Origin of the sequence: Candidimonas nitroreducens, from assembly GCF_002209565.1 — a bacterium.
GTDB lineage: Bacteria > Pseudomonadota > Gammaproteobacteria > Burkholderiales > Burkholderiaceae_B > Candidimonas > Candidimonas nitroreducens.
On sequence record NZ_NJIH01000022.1, the window covers coordinates 15,954 to 35,220 of the forward strand.

Annotated in this window: 11 protein-coding genes and 1 tRNA gene; 6 read left to right on the top strand and 6 right to left on the bottom strand. The window is 66.1% G+C overall.

The window, feature by feature from the left end:
• Nucleotides 1–26: 26 nt before the first annotated feature.
• A complete protein-coding gene (recA, locus tag CEY11_RS24770) occupies nt 27–1,103 on the bottom strand; it encodes a recombinase RecA (RefSeq protein ID WP_088606116.1) in 1,077 nt (358 codons plus the stop codon).
• A 225-nt stretch (nt 1,104–1,328) separates the two neighbouring features.
• Between recA and CEY11_RS24775 the strand changes: the two genes are divergently transcribed.
• The 4 genes from CEY11_RS24775 to CEY11_RS24790 all read left to right on the top strand — a co-directional run bounded on the left by CEY11_RS24775 (nt 1,329) and on the right by CEY11_RS24790 (nt 7,064).
• Nucleotides 1,329–2,018, top strand: a complete 690-nt coding sequence (locus tag CEY11_RS24775; RefSeq protein ID WP_088606117.1) for a response regulator — start codon at nt 1,329–1,331, stop codon at nt 2,016–2,018.
• Nucleotides 2,019–2,099: 81 nt separating this feature from the next.
• The gene (locus CEY11_RS24780; RefSeq protein WP_233155072.1) at nt 2,100–3,506 is read left to right on the top strand and encodes a sensor histidine kinase; all 1,407 of its coding nucleotides are present in this window, start codon (nt 2,100–2,102) and stop codon (nt 3,504–3,506) included.
• A 339-nt stretch (nt 3,507–3,845) separates the two neighbouring features.
• Entirely contained in the window at nt 3,846–5,471 is a 1,626-nt protein-coding gene (locus tag CEY11_RS24785) for an MFS transporter (RefSeq protein ID WP_198958988.1), read from the top strand.
• 690 nt (nt 5,472–6,161) lie between these two features.
• On the top strand, nt 6,162–7,064 hold the full coding sequence (locus CEY11_RS24790; protein WP_088606119.1) for a recombination-associated protein RdgC: 903 nt from the start codon (nt 6,162–6,164) through the stop codon (nt 7,062–7,064).
• A 251-nt stretch (nt 7,065–7,315) separates the two neighbouring features.
• Here the strand turns inward: CEY11_RS24790 and CEY11_RS24795 are convergent, their stop codons facing one another.
• The 3 genes from CEY11_RS24795 to CEY11_RS24805 all read right to left on the bottom strand — a co-directional run bounded on the left by CEY11_RS24795 (nt 7,316) and on the right by CEY11_RS24805 (nt 9,959).
• On the bottom strand, nt 7,316–8,608 hold the full coding sequence (locus CEY11_RS24795) for an aspartate carbamoyltransferase (RefSeq protein WP_088606120.1): 1,293 nt from the start codon (nt 8,606–8,608) through the stop codon (nt 7,316–7,318).
• Between the two features lie 112 nt (nt 8,609–8,720).
• Nucleotides 8,721–9,257 carry a hypothetical protein gene (locus CEY11_RS24800; RefSeq protein WP_088606121.1) on the bottom strand — a complete coding sequence of 179 codons (537 nt, stop codon included), beginning with the start codon at nt 9,255–9,257 and terminating at the stop codon, nt 8,721–8,723.
• Nucleotides 9,258–9,305: 48 nt separating this feature from the next.
• Nucleotides 9,306–9,959 (bottom strand): hypothetical protein, encoded by a 654-nt coding sequence (locus CEY11_RS24805; protein ID WP_088606122.1) that lies wholly within the window; start codon nt 9,957–9,959, stop codon nt 9,306–9,308.
• A 194-nt stretch (nt 9,960–10,153) separates the two neighbouring features.
• Between CEY11_RS24805 and CEY11_RS25485 the strand changes: the two genes are divergently transcribed.
• Nucleotides 10,154–10,291, top strand: a complete 138-nt coding sequence (locus CEY11_RS25485; protein WP_158215440.1) for a hypothetical protein — start codon at nt 10,154–10,156, stop codon at nt 10,289–10,291.
• Nucleotides 10,292–10,393: 102 nt separating this feature from the next.
• Here CEY11_RS25485 and pbpC read toward each other — a convergent pair whose 3' ends face one another.
• Complete coding sequence (gene pbpC, locus CEY11_RS24810; RefSeq protein ID WP_088606123.1) at nt 10,394–12,658, bottom strand: penicillin-binding protein 1C; 2,265 nt, start codon at nt 12,656–12,658, stop codon at nt 10,394–10,396.
• Nucleotides 12,655–18,606, bottom strand: a complete 5,952-nt coding sequence (locus tag CEY11_RS24815; protein ID WP_088606127.1) for an alpha-2-macroglobulin family protein — start codon at nt 18,604–18,606, stop codon at nt 12,655–12,657. The genes pbpC and CEY11_RS24815 overlap by 4 nt, the downstream gene beginning before the upstream one ends.
• Before the next feature lie 357 nt (nt 18,607–18,963).
• Here CEY11_RS24815 and CEY11_RS24820 point away from each other — a divergent pair.
• A tRNA-Ile gene (locus CEY11_RS24820) sits at nt 18,964–19,042 on the top strand.
• Nucleotides 19,043–19,267: the final 225 nt, after the last annotated feature.

Here is a 19,267-nt window from a genome sequence, read left to right on the forward strand (position 1 = left end):
GCCTTGCGGGAAACTACACGGCGGCCTTATTCGCCGGCCTGAGCCTGGGCCTCGGCCTCGGGTAGCGGCGCCGTGCCTGCGGCGCGGGCCACGACGCCCAGTTGTTCACGCACCCGGTTCTCGATTTCGAAGGCCATTTCGGGATGCTCTTTGAGGTACTCGCGCACGTTGTCGCGGCCCTGGCCGATGCGGTTGCCCGAATAGCTGAACCAAGCGCCGGCCTTGTCGACGATGTTGGCCTGCACGCCCAGGTCGATGACTTCGCCTTCGCGCGAGATGCCGCTGCCGTACATGATGTCGAATTCGGCCTGCTTGAACGGCGGCGCCACCTTGTTCTTGACCACCTTGACGCGGGTTTCGTTGCCCACGACTTCGTCGCCCTTCTTGATGGAGCCGATGCGGCGGATGTCGAGCCGTACCGAGGAATAGAACTTGAGCGCGTTGCCGCCGGTGGTGGTTTCGGGGTTGCCGAACATGACGCCGATCTTCATGCGGATCTGGTTGATGAAGATGACCATGCAGTTGGTGCGCTTGATGGTGGCGGTAAGCTTGCGCAGCGCCTGGCTCATGAGGCGGGCCTGCAGGCCCGGCAGCGAGTCGCCCATGTCGCCTTCGATTTCGGCCTTGGGCACCAGGGCCGCCACCGAGTCGATGACGATGAGGTCGACCGAGCCCGAACGCACCAGGGCGTCGGTGATTTCCAGCGCCTGTTCGCCGGTGTCGGGCTGCGAGATGAGCAGGTCGGCCAGGTTGACGCCGAGCTTGGAGGCATACTGCACGTCGAGTGCGTGTTCGGCGTCGACGAAGGCGCAGGTGCCGCCGATTTTCTGCATTTCGGCGATGACCTGCAGGGTGAGCGTGGTTTTGCCCGAGGATTCGGGGCCGTAGATTTCGATGACGCGGCCGCGCGGCAGGCCGCCGACGCCCAGCGCGATGTCGAGCCCCAGCGAGCCGGTGGACACCACCTGGATGTCGTGCTCGACCTCGTTGTCGCCATAGCGCATGACCGAGCCCTTGCCGAACTGCTTTTCGATCTGCGATAAGGCGGCGGCAAGCGCCTTGGCGCGTTCGGCGGCGGCGGCCTTGCTGGTTTTGTCGTCCATGTGGAGGATCCTAGTCTTGAAAACTTGAAAAATGGCGGGGGCAGCCCCCCGGATTCATGGCATCCGGAAGCTTCCGGCCTTGATTATCACACCAAATTATACTGTACATACAGACAGTACATATAAAATCTGCAGGAATTTATCGTTATCCCTTATTGGTCGGGTCTGCGCCAGCTGTCAGAATGGGCCGTCATAAAAGGAGATGAGGGGCCGCAAGGCAGCGACATGCGCATTCTAATCGCGGAAGACGATAGTATTCTTGCCGATGGACTTTCCCGTTCCCTGCGCGGCGACGGTTACGTGGTAGACGTGGTGCACGACGGCTCGGCCGCCGATTCCGCCCTGCAGCTGCAATCCTTCGACCTGCTCATTCTCGATCTCGGCCTGCCCCTGATGCCCGGCCTGGGCGTGCTGCGCCTGCTGCGCCAGCGCAACAGCCCGATACCGGTGCTGATCCTGACCGCCGCCGACACCGTCGAGCAGCGCGTGCAGGGCCTGGATCTGGGCGCCGACGACTACATGGCCAAGCCCTTCGCCCTAAGCGAACTCGAGGCCCGGGTGCGCGCCCTGACCCGCCGCAGCGCCGGCACCAGCACCACCGTGCTGCAGCACAAGAACCTCAGCTTCGATCTCAATGGCCGCATCGCGCGCATCCACGGCCAGCCGCTGGAACTCTCGGCGCGCGAAACCACCCTGCTCGAAATCTTCCTGTCGCGCTGCGGCCGCATGATCAGCAAGAACCAGTTCGTCGACCTGCTCTGCGAATGGGGCGAGGAAGTCACCACCAACGCCATCGAAGTCTATATCCACCGCCTGCGCAAGAAGCTCGAACCCAGCGGCGCACGCATCGTCACCGTGCGCGGGCTGGGCTATTGCCTCGAACCCGAAACGCGGGGCAATACGCTGGCCGCCTAGGGCCTGTTGACGCCCGCGCCGGCCCCAACCGCCTTGTTTCCCTTCCGTTCCGCGCAACGCCGGAAAAAAGCCAACCGAACCTTGCTGAGCAAGATTCTGGTGTGGATGTTCGGGCCCTTGTTCCTGCTGTGGACCATCGGCATCGTCATCACCTATTTCATTGCCCAGAACATCGCCAACGCGCCCTACGACCGCACCCTGGCCGACCATCTGCGCCTGCTGCGCCACGAGGCCGAGCAGCAGCACATCGCGCAAGGGGTGCAGCTGCCGCCCTCGGCCCGCACCATCCTGGCCGGCGACCAGGAATACCCTACGCACTGGAGCATCCAGGACGCCAACGGCACGTGGCTGGCCGGCAGCCGCGACATCCCGCTACCGCCGGACTGGTCCTACGACACCGACCACGTGCACTTCCGCAACGCTCATGCCGGCGGGCGCAGCGTGCGCATCGCCTATTTGTGGGGCGGCAAAGACCTTTCCGGCCAGGCGTTCCTGGCCGTGGTCAGCGAAACCAACGAGCTGCGCGCCACGCTGCAGCAGGAAATACTGACCGGCATGCTGACGCCGCAATTGATCGTGCTGCCGCTGGCGGCGCTACTGGCCGGGCTGGGCATGACGCACGGGCTGGAGCCGCTGTCCATCATGCAGGAACGCCTGCGCGAGCGCACGCCCAACGACCTGTCGCCCATCAACGACGACTTGGCGCCGGCCGAGATCATGCCGCTGATCGCCGCCATGAACGAGCTGCTGGCGCGCCTGGCGGCCAGTACCGAGACGCAGCGGCGCTTCGTTTCCAACGCGGCGCACCAGCTGAAAACACCGCTGGCGGGCATCCGCACGCAGGCCGAGCTGGCGCTGCGCGCACCCGGCCCGGAAGGCCTGGACGCCAGTCTGCACCAGTTGATCAGGGGTTCCGAGCGCGCCACGCGCCTGGTCAATCAGTTGCTGGCGCTGGCCCGCGCCGAACAGCCCGAACGGGCCGGCGCCGGCAGCGTCGAGCTGAACGAGCTGGCGCGCAGCCAGACCCTGGAATGGGTGCCGGCGGCCATGCGCAAGGGCCTGGACCTGGGTTTCGACCCGGCCCCCGAGCCGGTCGCCGTGCACGGCAATGCGCTGATGCTGGCCGAACTGCTGGGCAACCTGATCGACAACGCGCTCTTGTACACGCCGGCGCCCGGCCAGGTTAGCGTGCGCGTCGGCTGCGTAGACGCTGCGCCTTACATCGAGGTCGAGGACTCGGGCCCCGGCATCAGCAAGGAAAACCGCGAGCGCGTCTTCGACCGCTTCTTCCGCGTGCTGGGCAGCGATGCCGACGGCAGCGGCCTGGGCCTGTCCATCGTCAAGGAAATCGCCGACCAGCACGGCGCGCGCATCGAATTCCTGGCGCCGCAACGGGGCGCAGCGCAGCCCGGCACGCGGCTGCGCGTGCTGTTCCCCAATGCTGAAGAGGACGAAGCGTATGACGACGAGGCAGGCGCCGCGGCATGAGATCGCAGATAGGCGCCGGCGGCCATGCACAGGCGAGCCCACACGGGCTGCCGGGTCCGGCGGGCTTCGGCGCGGACCCGCAAAAAAAGGCGGCATGATGCCGCGCCGCAGCCCGGCACGACACGGGCACTGCGCCGCCGTGGCGTCAGCGTGGCGTCAGCAAGATTGCCTAACTTTCTGGCTGCGGCCGTGCGCATGCGGACGGCGCAATGACTCGACACCGGCTCGACAACACGCCAACCCCATCCAGGACATCCGTCGGACGACAGCACCATGAACCGGGCCGGCCTCGCCATCCCCAAGTCTGCCAGCGATCACCACACCGCCGCGCACCGGCCCATGACGCCGGGCGAGCGCCGCGTGGTCTTCGCCTCGTCGCTGGGTACGGTGTTCGAATGGTACGACTTCTACCTGTACGGCTCGCAGGCGGCCATCATCGCCTCGCATTTCTTTTCGGGCGTCGATCCCACCGCCGGCTTCATTTTCGCGCTGCTGGCCTTTGCCGCAGGCTTCGCGGTACGGCCTTTCGGCGCCCTGATGTTCGGCCGCCTGGGCGATATGGTGGGCCGCAAGTACACCTTCCTGGTCACCATCCTGATCATGGGCATGTCCACCTTCATGGTGGGCGTGCTGCCCTCTTACAGCTCGATCGGCATCGCCGCGCCCATCATCCTGATCGCACTGCGCATGCTGCAGGGCCTGGCGCTGGGCGGCGAATACGGCGGCGCGGCCACCTACGTGGCCGAGCATTCCCCGCCGCACCGCCGCGGCTTCTACACCGGCTGGATCCAGACCACCGCCACCATGGGCCTGTTCCTGTCGCTGCTGCTGGTGCTGGGCATGCGCAGCGTGCTGGGCGAAGAAAACTACCTGGACTGGGGCTGGCGCGCACCGTTCCTGCTTTCCGCGGTGCTGCTGGGCATTTCGGTGTGGATCCGCATGCGCCTGAACGAGTCGCCCGCCTTCAAGAAGATGAAAGCCGCCGGCCGCGGCTCGAAGGCGCCGATACGCGATTCCTTCGGACGCTGGAACAACCTGAAGATCGTGCTGCTGGCCTTGTTCGGCCTGACCATGGGCGAGGCGGTGGTGTGGTACACGGGCCAGTTCTACGCCCTGTTCTTCCTGACCAAGATCCTGGGCGTCGAGGCCAACACGGCCAACATCATGATCGCCCTGGCCCTGCTGCTGGGCACGCCCTTCTTCGTGATCTTTGGCTCGCTGTCGGATCGCATCGGCCGCAAGCCCATCATCATGGCCGGCTGCCTGATCGCGGCGCTGGCCTACTTCCCGGTGTTCAAGGGCCTGACGCACTTTGCCAACCCGGCGCTGGAAAGGGCGCATCAGGAATCGCCCGTCACCATCATCGCCGACCCGGCGGCCTGCTCGTTCCAGTTCAACCCGGTGGGCATATTGTCCTTCACCAGTTCCTGCGACATCCTGAAGTCGTTCATGGCCGGCCATTCGGTCAACTACACCAACCAGGCCGCGCCCGCGGGCTCGGTGGCGCGGGCGCGCATCGGCAGCGAGGTGTTCGATTCCTTCGAGGGCAAGGGCCTGAGCCGCGCCGAGTTCGCGCAGCGCATGGCGGGGCTGCAGAAGACCATGACGGCGGCCATCCGCAACCACGGCTACCCCGCCAAGGCCGACCCCACGCAGATGAACTACATCATGATCGTGCTGCTGCTGACGCTGCTGGTGGTACTGGTGACCATGGTGTACGGGCCCATCGCCGCCATGCTGGTGGAAATGTTCCCCACGCGCATCCGCTACACCTCGATGAGCCTGCCCTACCACATCGGCAACGGCTGGTTCGGCGGCTTCGTGCCGCCGGCGGCTTTCGCCATCGCCGCGGCCACCGGCAATATCTACGATGGGTTGTGGTATCCCGTGCTGATCGCGCTGCTGGCCGTGGTGGTGGGCAGCCTGTTCGTGCGGGAAACCCGCGGCACCGACATTAATGCCTGAATATAGTGCTTATAAGCGAGTACGTATAAGTACTTGGTGCCACAGGGTTTCGGGTTCAGGCGAACGTCAGAGTACATGTCTAGAATTCATGGCATAGAAAGCGCTTGCGACTCCGAACTATTGAACTACTGATCCCCCTGTTTCATTAGTTGCGCAAGCTGTCTTCTATCACTGATGTTGCGTTCCCCGCGAGCCTTTTTATGGCGCAACATTGTGTGCTCCCGTATCGGCCCGGTGCCTCACGGCAATCCGGGCCGTTTTTTTGTTTTTTTGCCGTAAAACTTCCATACAAAATAAATTCTGCGGCCGGAGCAGGATGCACGCAAGGCAAGATGGCTACACTGAGACAGGCCTCGCGCCGGCGCCCCGGCTCTATCCCGAAACCGTTCCAGCCCTGCGTGCCGGCCAGCTACACCGCGATAGTCGCGGCGTCCGGGCGTCCTAGCCAGTTCCCCGCGCAAGGCAGCGCCGACGTCGAAGACTTGGCACGAACCAAGAGGCCGTGGCTGTTGCCCGCTCCGGGCCGGGCGGGCCCAGCCTGGCCCGTGCGCTGGCCGCCAGCCCAAATGGCACTACAATCGGCGCTCCTTTTTCTGCAACGCCCGCGGCCACGGCGCGATGCCGCCGCGACGGCATGCGCCGGCGCAAGGCGCCGCAATCAGCGCCCGCCGCCCTTCCGATATACGAGTCATGTGGTTCAAAAATCTCAAAGTATTCCGTCTTTCCCCCTCCTGGTCGTGCACGCCCGAAGCGCTTGAAGCCTCTCTGGAAAAGCTTGCCTTCCAGCCCGGTAATGCCCAGGAAATGCAAAGCCTGGGCTGGATCGCGCCGCGCGAGGGCGCGGGCCTGGTGCACGCCGTCAACGGCCAGTACCTGCTGAGCCTGCGCGCCGAGAAGAAGCTGCTGCCGTCCACGGTGGTCAACCAGGTGGCGCGCGCCCGCGCGCAAGAGATCGAAGAACAGCAGGGCTACAAGCCGGGCCGCCGGCAGATGAAAGAGATCAAGGAACAGGTGGTGGACGAGCTGACGCCGCGCGCCTTCAGCATCTACCGCGACACGCGGGTCTGGATCGACACGCGCAACCACTGGCTGGTGGTCGACGCGGCGGCCGCGGCCAAGTGCGACGAGGTCATGGGCCTGCTGGCCAAGGCCCTCGATCCCTTCCCGGTGGCACTGCTGCACGTCGAACAGTCGCCGGCCTCGGCCATGACCGAATGGCTCATTAGCGACGAAGCGCCGGCCGGGTTCAGCATTGACCAGGACACGGAACTGCGCTCGACCAGCGAGAGCCGCGCCGCGGTGCGCTACGTGCGCCAGAGCATGGACATCGACGAGGTGCAGAAGCACGTGCGCGCGGGCAAGCAGTGCACGCGCCTGGCCCTGACCTGGGCCGACCGGGTTTCCTTCGTACTGACCGACGGCCTGGACATCAAGCGCGTCACCCCGCTGGACGTGCTGCGCGAGAACCAGGAAAGCGCCGGCCGCAACGAAGACGAACAGTTCGATTCCGACATGGCGCTGATGACCGGCGAACTGGCGCGCATGCTGGACGCCCTGGTGGAAGCGCTGGGCGGCGAGAAAAAAGCGGTTTGAAGCGGGCGGCCGCGGCCGCCCGCCAGCTGCCATACGGGTTTGCGATCAAAACGGCAGCCGTGTTGAGAGGACAAGGTGCGAAGCCGGAGACCGATACAACTACGGCATTTTTGGTTCAGGCCTTTACACCTTTCCAGGCATTGCTTCAGACAAGTACCGGTACCGCGGAAAGTCCGTAAGCATTCGAGCCGAAATTGCTCTAGCACGGCAAGGCGAAGCTACGCCCTTATCTTTATGCTCGCGAAACCGTATCAATCCAGCCCGTGGAAGGGGCTGTCGTCTGGGCCGACGTGCGACGGCGGGTTCCAGGTGACATCGCGCAGCGAATGCTGCACCAGGCCTTCCACGCCCAGCAGCACGGCGAAGATCGCCATGCGCACCGGTATGCCGTTGTCGGTCTGGCGGAAGATTGCCAGCCGCGGGTCGTGGTTCAGATCCACGCTCAGGTCGTTGGCGCCCTCGCGGCTGTCGCGCGGCAGCGGGTGCATGACGATGACATCAGGCCCGCAGCACTTGTCGATGATGGCCTTGTTGACCTGGAAGTCCGGCGTGTAGCCTTCCAGTTCTTCGGCGGCGAAGCGCTCTTTCTGCACCCGGGTGGCGTAGATGACGTCGGCGCCCGGCAGGCCTTGTTCCAGCGAGTTGGTCTGCTCGATGACGTGGCCGTGGCGGCCCGCCTGCTGCAGGATGTATTCCGGCATTTCCAGGCCGCGCGGCGAAATCAGCGTGAACTTCAGGCCGCGGTACAGCGCCAGCAGCTTGATCAGCGAATGCACCGTGCGGCCGTACTTCAGGTCGCCCACCAGCGCGATGTGGGCGCCGTCCAGCAGCTTGCCCAGGCGCGAGAACTCGGTAAGTATGGTGTACAGGTCGAGCAGCGCCTGGCTGGGGTGCTCGCCCGGCCCGTCGCCGCCATTGACCACCGGCAGATTGGTGGCGCGCGCGAACTCGGCCACCGAACCCTTCTCGGGGTGGCGGATCACCATGGCGTCCACATAGCCGCTCATGACGCGGCTGGTGTCATAGATGGATTCGCCTTTGGCCATGGACGAAAACGTGAAGCCGGTAGTGTCGCAAACCGAACCGCCCAGGCGGCAGAACGCCGCGCCGAAACTGACCCGGGTACGGGTGCTGGCCTCGAAGAACAAATTGCCCAGCACGGCGCCTTCGAGCACCCGCGAGACCTTGTGGCGCCGGGCGATGGGCTGCATCTGGTCGGCGATGCGGAACAGCTCTTCCACCGATTCGCGGGAAAACTGGTCGACCGACAAGAGCTGGTGCTTGCCTTCGTAAGAAATTCTGTCGCGCAGCGGGCCAGACTGTGCGCTTTGCGCATATTTTTGCAGCAGTGTGTCGTTTTCGACGATTTCCGTCACGAAGCGCGTGACCACTTCGGGCATGGCGCGGAATTCCTGCGACCCCTCCGGCAGCAGCCAGGTATCCAGGGCGCGGCGCTTGACGCCGATACGGCCGGCGAAAATATCGCGGGTAAGATTCAGGCGACGCATGGCGTCGCGTAAAAAGACCTGCTGCGAAACGGACATAGGGTGGCTCCGGCTAGGGTTGAATATACGCAATGCGTATATTATTCCTGGAAGCCGCTATTTGCCAGCCCGATCGAAGCAAGTGCCCAAAAAACCACAGCGCCCAAAGTGTTCAGGCAGGCGATACGTGGGCCAGGGCCGGCCGCTGCTCGGGCACGTCGAATTGCGGCGCACCCGACTGGTTTTGCGGCGAAGTATCGCCGTCGTCGCCATCGGAGGACTGCGAATAGCCCGAATCGGAAGCTTGCGCGGCCAGGCTGGACACCCCCAGGGTGAACCAGCAGCCGACCATGAACACCACGAGGCTCAGGGCGTAGGCGCCGATCGCACAAGACAGCGGGATCCAGTGGGTGCGGCGCGTACGGCCCGAAACGAGCTGATTGAACAGGCTGGCCTGCACCAGATAAGACCAGAACAGGGCCAGCCCGCACAACGCCAGGCCAACGGTGAAGGCCACCAGCGGTAGCCGCAGTTCGGCAGCCGTAAGATCGGTCTGGATCAGGCCCAGCGAGCAGAAAATAATCAGCAGCACGCCCAGGCCATTGAGCCAGGCCACGAACTTGAAGCCCAGGGCCAGCAGGCCGCCCATGGCCTGGTAGGCCGAAGTCTGCCAGGCTCGGCCTGACCCCTGATTCATATCGTCGGCCATGGCGTCGGTTCCTGCTGGGTTGCGTGTTGGGCTGTTGTTCGGCCAGAATCAGTGATGCGTGGTGGTGCTAGAAGAAGGTGCCGACGACGCAGGCGCCGTGGACGTCGCCGGCGCCTGCTGCGAATTGGTATTGCTTCCCGCGATGGCTCGCGCCGCGGCCGTGGCGTTCTGCTCGGTGCCGACGGCAAACACCAATTCCTGCGAGGTGACCGGGCGGGAATAGCCCGGCGCCGCCATCATGGTGCGCCCCACCACCAGCACCAGGCGCTTGTTGGGGTTCTTGGTGGTGATGTCGGTGACTTTCTGCTTGGCGGCCGAATTCAGCTCGAGCGCCAGCAAGCCGGTGCCTTCCTTGTTGGCGCCGGCGCGTATGCCGGTGAGGTCGGAGCGGGTCAGTACCGGCTGCGGATTGACGTACAAGGTGCCATCGGCAAGCTTGACCGGAGTCCAGCCCTGCTGCTGTTGCGTGTCGGCCAGGAACACGCCCACCGAAGCGCCATGCTGCGCGGCCGGCTGCCCCGCCTGGCCGGTGGCGCCGGCGGCCGGCGCCGTACCGGTGGACGGCGCGGCAGCGCTGCTGCTGGCCGAGGACGATGTGGACGGGCCGGTGCTGCCGTGCTTGCCCGGCATGTTCTGGCAAGCAGCCAACAGCATCAGGCTGGCGGGTACGGCGATTCTGCCAAGCATGCGTAGTGTCTTCATGGGCTCCCTCGTGGTGCGCAAGGCACATCTGATGGTATTAATATAAAACTGATATTCTGCTTGAAGTTTAACAGCATGGCGGCCCGGTTCCGGCAACAAGTTTTGTCAGTAAAAGGCCGCCGTGTTTCATGACAACGTAAGCCATAGACTGGCATATTATCCAGTTGTCTGGCAATTGATTCCTGGAGAGCCTCGTGGCTGACAACAAACCCAAATTTTCCGCCGGCCTGGTCGTGGCCATCATCACACTGGTTTTCGCCGTTGCATTCGGATTGGTCATCGCGCACGGCGAACACATGATCAAGGCCCAGGAAAGCGGCAGCCGCACTTAAGCACCCCAAGCAAGCCCAAGCGCCAAGGCCGCGACGCGGCCGGTGCCCTGCCACACTGCTGTGTCTCAAGGCACCAGGCCTTGCGTGCGACAGAGCACTGACTCAATGCGCGGCGGCCTGCTTCAGCACCGCGCCGCGCACCTCGACGGCGGCGCGATCCCGTACCTTTCCCCTGGCGTCCAATAGCTCTATGGTGTGCCGCCCCGGCCATGGCGCCCAGGGCGTTTGCGCCCCCGCCCCCACCTCTTTGCCATCCACCTGCCAGCGCACCTGCGCGCCGGCCTGTCCGGCCAGGCCGGCGGCCCGCAGCCACACCTTCTGGTTCAAGACCGGGATGTCCGGATCCAGCGCCAGGATGGTGCCGTCCACCGGCTGCGCGATGCGCAGCGCGGCGGGCTCGGCCAGCGCAAGCGGCGCCCCGAGGCGCACGCGATCGACGCCGGTGTCGCCAATGAACACGTCGCTGCGGTCGGGCTCGATGCCGTCGTCGAAACTGACGCGGCGCCGGCTCACGTCCGGCGGCATGGCGGGCTCGGCGGCGCTCGCGCCCTTCTCCAGGTAGGCCATGACGTCGTGCCAGATCGGGCCGGCGCCCGACACGCCCGACACATCGCGCATGCTGTCGCCGTGGCTGTTGCCCACCCACACGCCCACCGTATAGCGGCGCGACCAGCCCACCGTCCAGTTGTCGCGCATGTCTTTGCTGGTGCCGGTCTTGACCGCCGTCCAGAACGGCGTGGTCAGCGGACTGTCCATGCCGAAGGTGCGCGCACGAGCGTGCCGATCCGACAATATGTCGCCCACCACCCAGGCCGCCGCGCGCGTATACACCTGGCTCCAGGGCCCGGCGGGCGTGGCCGGCAGCAGATGCGCGTCGGAATAGCGCCCCAGGTTGGCCAACGCGCGATAGGCATTGGCCAGGCTCAGCAGGGTTACGTCGGCACTGCCCAGTGCCAGGCTGTAGCCGTAGTAGTCGCCGCTGTGGTCCAGCGGCAGGCCGAGGCGCAGCAGGCACTGCTGGAAGGCGTCCGGCGTCACCATGACCAGCGTGCGCACCGCGGGGATGTTCAGCGACGAGGCCAGCGCGGTGCGTACGCTGACCCAGCCGGAAAACTGATTGTCGTAATTGCGCGGAATGTACAGGCCGTTGCCCGTGGGCAGATTCAGCGGCGCATCGTCCAGCAGCGACACTGCCGTCAGGCGCTCCTGCTGCAGGGCCTGGGCGTACAAAAAGGGCTTGAGCGTAGAGCCCGCCTGGCGCAGCGAGCGGGCATTGTCCACCTGCGGCGTCAGCGACAGCCCGGCCCCGCTCGAGCCCACATAGGCCAGCACCTGGCCGCTGGCATTGTCCAGCACCACCACCGCGGCATCGCGCACATTGCTGTCGCGCAGCGCACGCACGTTGCGATCCACGCTGTCGAGCACGTAGCGCTGCAGCCTGCCGTCTATGGACGTGCGCACCGACTGCCCCGCCGCCGCGGGGTGCAGGCGCAGCAGCCAGCGCGCGAACTGCGGCGCCAGGCTGTCGCTATCGGCCAGCGGCGCGGCCGTGCGTTGCAGGCTGCGGTGCACGAAGCCCGCCAGCCCGGCACATTCACCGCCAGCGCCCATCTCGCCCAGCAGGCGGCAGGTGCGCCGCCGCAACACGCCGTCCGGAGCATTGGGGCCGCGCAGCAGCACCGCTGCCAGCGCCGCTTCGCGTGCGTCCAGGCCACTGGGATGCTTGCCGAACAACACGCGCGACAGGGCGTCCACGCCGACCAGCTCGCCGCGGAAGGCCGCCAGGTTCAGATAGGCCTCGAGAATCTGCGGCTTGCTCCAGCGCTGTTCGAGCCGCCGCGCCTGCATGGCCTGGTCGAGCTTCTGCCGCAATGTGCGCCCTTCCCGCGCACGGCGATAGCCGGGTTCCAGCATGGTCACCAGCTGCATGCTGATCGTGGATGCACCGCGCACCCGCGAGCCCCAGATGTTGTGCCAGGCCGCGGCGGCCACCGCCTTCCAGTCCACCCCGGCATGACGGTAGAAGCGCCGGTCTTCGGAGAGCACGACCGCGCGCTGCAAGGCGGGGGATATATCCGGCAGATACACCCAGTCGCCGCGCCGGCCCCGGTAGTCCAGGCGCACGCGTTCCAGCAGGCCGCCGCTGCGATCGAGTATGCGCACGTCCGAGGCGCGGTAATCGAGCCTGGCTTGATCGTAGCCAGGCAGCGCGACGCCGCCGCTGGCGCGGACCGCGGCCCACAGGGCTGCCGCAAGCACCAGGGCCGCAATGGCCAATACCGCCAGCAGCGCCGCCAGCCACCATGCCCGGCGCGGCCGGCGCCGCAGCGCGCGGCCTGGCTCGCGCGGTGCGTCAGCGGCTGTCATTGGCCGTCATCGGTGCTGGCCTGCACGTCCAGCGGCCGGCTATTCGGCAGCACGCCGAACACATCGGGCTGGTACATCGCCTCGACGCGCGTGGGCGGCAGCCGGAACTGCCCGGGGGTATTGAGCCTAACCGTATATTCCACCAGAGTCTTGCCCTGGGGGAAATACTCGTAATAGGCTCGATAGGCATCGAAGCCGCGCTCTACGAAGCTGGGCCACGCCGCCGTTTCTTCGGCCGCGTTCGAGGGCTGCGCGGCTATGGACGAGTCGCGCCCCAGGCCGCTGCCCAGGATGGTGGCGCCGGCCGGTATCGGGTCGTTCACCACCACCCAGGTGCCCGGGGTCTTGGACACGACCTCGATCTGCACCCGGTACACGTCGCCGCGCGACCAGACGCCCGAGCGGGCCTGCGACACCGCGCTGACCTTGCGCGTGACGGCAAAGCCGGCCATCAGAGGCTTGGTGACAGGCACAGCAGCCATGGATCGCACCGTGGCCCAGCCCTGGCCCCGGCCTTGGGGCTGTATCAACAGGCTGTCGCTGGCACCGGCCCAGGGCAAATGCAGCGTTTTGGAGCGCACGCCGTCCTTGACCGGCAGCGCACTCCAGTCCACCGTCGCTGCCGACGCCTGCGAGCCCATGCGCACCGCGACGCGCCCCGAAACCGGCGTGGTCTCGTAGTGCCGCGCGAATTTTTCCATGGCCAGGCTGCCCAGCAGATTGGCGGTGGTGGTGCGCCAGGCGCCGCGATGCTGTGCGTGCAGCAGGCCCTGCGCCAGGCGCGGCACGTCTTCTTCCCAGCCGGGCTGTCCGATGACGGTCAGCATCAGCTTGGCCAGATTGACCTGCGGACTGACCATCAGCCACCACCAGTTGTTGTCGCGGTCGTCGGGGAAGACCATCTCGGTGCCTCGATCCAGCAGGCGCGCGCGCAGCACCTGGGTGGCCTTCTGCAGTTTCGCCGCGCGGCCGGGAATGGCCGGCACGCGCTGCAGCACCGCCAGCCAGTCGATCACCGCCGAGGTCGGCCAGCGATCCGGCGCGATGGCGATGCTGTCCAGCAGCGCGGGCGTGACCGCGCCGATGCGCGACAAGGCTTCCAGTGCCAGCAGCTTGCGCTCGTCGAGGTCGCGCTGCGGCGCCCAGGCGCGGCGCTGTATCTTGCCCTGGACAAAGGCCAGCAGGCCGCGGCGCATGGACTGCAGCACAGGCTCGGGCAGCGTGTAGGGCAGGCCCAGCGCCTGCGCCTCGTTGCTTGCCGTCAGCACATAGGCGGTAAGCACCGCGCTGCCGTAGCGCATGCCGGGGAAGTAGCTCAGCAGGCCGTCCGCATCGACATAGCTGGCGATGCGCTGCTGCAGGGTCTGCCAGCGCTGCGCGCTGTGCAGGCCCAGCGCGATAGAGGTGAGCTGCTCCAGGCAAGTGTACGGGTAGCGCTCGAACCACTGCCGCACGCCCGGCAGGCCGCCGGCCAGCGTGGATTGCAGGGTGACATCCAGGCCACCGAGCGCGCGGCCGTCGGGGCCGGCCAAGGCGCCGGGCGGCACCGCCACCGGCAGAGGCGCGGGCGGGTGGTCCGCATCCACGGCCAGCAGCGTGGCCTGCTGGGCCGTGACGGGCACCGCGGCAATCAGGGTCTGGGCGATGCGCAAATGATCGCGGGCCGGCGCCGTGGCGCCCAGCTCGCGGGCCTGCAGATCCCATTGCAGCTGTTCGGCCGCGCCCGTGCCGCGCGCCAGCGGCGCCTGCAGCGCCCAATGCACGATGCCCGCCGCACCGGCGGCCACGTGCACGGTGCGCACGGGCAGCGACTGGCCGCCCGACTGCTCGGCGTAGGCCGCCTTGACCTCCACGTCCATCGCATGCTTCGTGGTGTTGCGCACGGTCACCATGGCCTCGTAGCGGTCGCCGCCGCGCACCAGTTCGGGTAGGCCGGGTATCAGTTGCAGGTCTTGCGTGCTGGCTATGGTGGCGCTGCCGGTGCCGAAGCGTTCGGCGCCATAGTCGGCCACTGCCACCAGCTTGAAGCGTGTGATGGCATCGTTCAGCGGCACGGTGATGCTGGCCTTGCCGTCCTTGTCCAGCTGCACCGCGGGCTTCCATAGCAGCAGCGTGTCCAGCAGTTCGCGCGTCGGGCTCTTGCCACCGCCGCCGCCCGCCGGCAGGGCCTTGCGGCCGTAGTGGCGCCGGCCTACCACCTGCAGCTGCGCGGTTGCCGTCTGCACGCCATAGGCGCGGCGCCGGCGCATGGCGCCCAGCAGATCCCAGCTGTCATTGGGCATCAGCTCCAGCAGCGCCTGGTCGACGGCGGCAAAAGCCACTTCGCCATTGGCCGCCGGGCTGCCGTCGGGCAGCGTCACCTGTATCGAAACCTGCGCCTTGCCACGCACCTGGTAAGTCTTCTTGTCGGTGCTGACCTTGACCGCCAACTGCTCGCGCTTATCCGACACCTTGATCTCGGTCAGGCCATAGCGGAACGCAGGCTTGGACAGATCGATAAGCGCCGTGGCGGCCTGATAGGGCTCGCGGTCGCGCTGGGAATACTTGTGATACCAGGCGCTCGGCTGGCGCCAGCCCCAGGTGAAGAACGAATACCACGGCACCTCGCGCAGACGGCCGCGCAGGGCCAGCACCGACACATAGACATTGGGCCCCCATTGCGCCTGCACGGGCAGTTGCACCGTGGGGTTGTTGCCCTCCAGGTGCACCACCTGCGTGGCCAGTACGCCCTCGCGCTCCACCGCCACCAATGCGGTCGCCTCGCGAAACGGCATGCGCACCTGGAAGCTCGCGGTTTCGCCGGCCTGGTAGGCCTTCTTTTCCGGGACGATGTCGATGCGATCGTCATTCTGCCCGCCGAACCAGAGTTCGTCGGCGCCCAGCACCCAGGTCGAAGCCGCCGCGCTCGACACATGGCCCTGCGCGTCGGTGACACTGGCCACCAGCTCGATCGAACCCGGCCCCTTTACCTGCGCCGCGCAGCGGAACTCGCCATGCGCATCGGTCTTGCCCTGGCACACCGTGCCCAGCGGCTGCGCTTCGGTGTGATTGTCGTAGCTGTAGAAGCCGCCCACCATGCGCTTGCGGGCGGAATAAGTAATAATGCGCCGCGCCTGCACGGTAATCGCCGTGCCGGCCTGTGGCCGCCCCGCCGTGTCCAGCGCCACGGTGCGCACGTTCACAGGCTTGCCCGCCTGCACCCAGTCATCGGCACGGATACCCGCCAGCAGCGCGGCGGGCCATACCGGCACCGTCTGCGACAGCGTCTGGATCTCGCCGTTGGGGTCGGCGAAGCTGGCCTCGAACACCAGATCCTTGGGGCGGTCGAACTTCGGCAAGGCCGCTATGGCCAGGCGCCCGCCGCCCTGGGCGTCCAGCACCAGCCGCTGCTTGTTCAGGAACAGGGTCTGCGATTCATCGGCCGACTGCTCGCCCGGCTCGCCGTTCTGTTCGTCCGTGGATACTTGCCGCGGCGGGTAAAAGGAATAATCGCTATAGTCCGAAAAATGCACCGACCTGTAGCGCGCCACGCCCGACAGGCTTACCGGCAACTGGCCGGCCGGCCCGCCCGACACATAGGCCAGCTGCACGTCGGCACTCAGGCTCGACGGCGCCACCAGCGTCGTACCGCCCTTCTCGTCGCTGATCTTCAAGCTGCCGGTCAGCACCGGCAGCTTGAACGACTCGACCCGGAACGAGCCGCTGAACCAGCGGCGCGACTGGCCGCGGCTCTTGCCCGAGAACGCCAGGCTGACGCCGTACTCGCCCTGCTTGGCGGCAGGCGGAATGGCGAAGCTGGATTGCGCATACACACCGCCGCTGGGCGTGTGCACCCAGTGCAGGCTCTGGTGGTATTCCTGGCCCGACCCCATGTGCCGTATAAACAATGTATTAGGTAGATCGGCATCGTCCGGCACTTTCATGCCGCCGCGCGTCAGCACGCGCATGAAATGCTTCATCGAGACCGTCTCGCCCACCCGCAGCAGCGTGCGGTCGAACATTGTATGGGCCACCACTGTCGGGTTGGGGCTGGTGTTGGTGGGCACATTGAAGCGCCACGACTCGATGCCCTGATCCCAGTCCGAGAACACGAAGGCGAAATCTGCCTTGCCGCGCGCCAGGGGATGGTCGGCCGGGATGCGGGCGGTGACGAACAGGCCGCTGAGATCCGTGTCGCGGCAGTAGTTCTGCGCGCGCAGCGCCTCGGCGTCGTGCCATATGCCCTGCGCATCGGTCTTGCCCTCGGCCAGCAAGCGGCCCGAACAATCGCGCACCGCGACCGCCGCATTGGGCACCACTTTGCCCTGATCCAGCGTCGTAACCCAGACCAGGGTATCGTCGCGGCCCTGCTTCAAGTGCACCGACAAGTTCGTCACCAGCGCGGAAGTGCGCACATACATGGGCTTGTCCGGCGCGATCAGGGCCGCGCCCAGACGCGCCGACTTCACTTCCAGCACATGGAAGCCGGGGCTCACCGGCACCCCTATCACCTCGAAAGGCCGGGTCGCGCCCGGCTCGGGCTGCGGCAGCTTGAGCGTACGCACCCCCGCAAGGCCGGCGATCACCGGCACCTCGCGCATGGCGACCGCATCGGCCTTGTCGGGCCGCGGCTGCTGGTCGGCCATAATGGCGCGCAGCTGCGCCGGCGTCCAGCTCGCCTCGTGCAGCCGGCGCATGCGCGCATACCAGTGCAATACGTCCACATCGCTTTGCGGCACGAAGTCGCTGACCGTTCCGGCCGGTACCTTCAGATCGTGTGCCGGCAGATCTTGTTCGACATTGCGCACCGTCAAAGGCACCGCGGCCGGATAATCGTCGTCCGAGCCGCCCTGCGGCGCATTGGCGAAACGCTCGATCACACCGAAAGGCGCGGCCGCGAATTTCACCAGCGGCGGAAAGCCCGCCGTGCGCACCTGCAGGGGAAATTCCGAGGCATTGGCCAGCGGCCGCCCGGCATCGTCCTTGAGCCCCGGCGGCAGCACGATGCTCATGTCGGCGTTCTCCGGGAACGGCCCGGCAAAGCGCACACCCGTGGCCATGCCTTCGCGCGCTGCATCATCGTCGGACGCGGGGCTGCGCTCGCCTTCGGGCGTCTTCAGGCGAATCTTCTGTGCATCGGCATAGGAAAGATTGGCATTGAAATCGAGGCTGATGGGCAATACCGGCGTGCACGCTGCCCGGGCGTTTTCACGCTGGCAGCTGAACGTCGCCTTGAACGGCGGGCGCACTGTGTAATTGGAAACCGCCGCCTGCGTCGAGGCCACGCCGGACACGGCCTGCACGCCCGGCCCCACGCGCAGCTGGAACTTGGCCTGCGGCGGCAGGCGCCGCTTGCACTGCAGCACCTGTATGGCCGCGTCGTTCCATGAGTCTTTGTCGATATACGCGGCCTTGAGTATGGCCTGGCGCTGCTCGCCGTTGATGAGGCGCACGGGTATCGCTTCGCCCAGCCCCTGCGCCAGGCACCAGGTGCTGGCCTGCAGCGATTCAGGCTTGACCGCGCCATTGAAGCGCAGCACGAAGGCCTGGTCTTCGTCGATGACCGAGCCATCGGGCTGCACCGACAGCACCACCGGGCCGCCGGTAGCAAAAGAGAATTCGGTGGGGCCCGACAGCGGCTTGCCGTCCAGCGCGTGGAAGCCCGGCCGCAGTTGGGCCTTGCATTGCACGCCGGGGCCGGGCTGGTGCGTGAAGACATACGTCCAGCGGCGCCCGTCCAGCCAGCGGCCGCTGCCTGTTATCGAGGCGTCGTCGCACTGTACGTCGAAAGGCGCCGGGGCCTGGGCGCTGCCAAAGGCCACCACCGGCACATCGAAAGTGACCTTGACACTTTCCACCCGCGCCACGGCGCCTTGCGGAGAAAACTGGGCCACCTGCGCCGCCCAGGCTCCCGAAGCCAGCCACAACAGGCCGAAGGCCAGCAAACGACTCTGTGTTCGAGCCGGCATACGCAGTCCCAGCATCTTGTTCTTCCCCGGTGCGCCGCCGCGGCCCGTTGCCGCGGAGCTTCTTGATATTGGTGTCTTGCCGCACTATAGCCCAACATTTTCCCAAGGCATGTTACACACCGCAACCTGAAATCCGCGAGTGAAAGCGAGGCGGGGCCGGGGCCGGGCGGCATCGGGCGGAGCCCGGAGATGCGGGCCCCAAAGAGGCGGAGCCGGGATGTATGAATCCGGGACGCACGCCAGGATCCGGGGCACATGAACCGGGCGTGCGCGGCTTCTGCAAGGCTCCGCGTTCCTTGATAGAATGGCGAGCTTAGCGTAAGGCATGGCGCCAACAGCCCCACCCGCCTTGCGTTTGCCCCTCTAGCTCATGCCTGGTTAGAGCAGCGGACTCATAATCCGTTGGTGCCGTGTTCGACTCACGGGGGGGGCACCAAATAAATCAAGGACTTACGTGAGAGCGTGAGTCCTTTTCTTTTGTCCGATGTGACCGTTTATGAGACAGTGTCTCATACACAGCGTTACGACACACTACTAAACCGGGCTCTTCCCCATTTTCGGGGGATGAGGGCATTCATTACACTCGGTTAATCACCCCGTTCCAACCGCACTGGGCCAAGACCCGCATGCGGTAATTCTCAAAATTCCTGAAGCCATACGC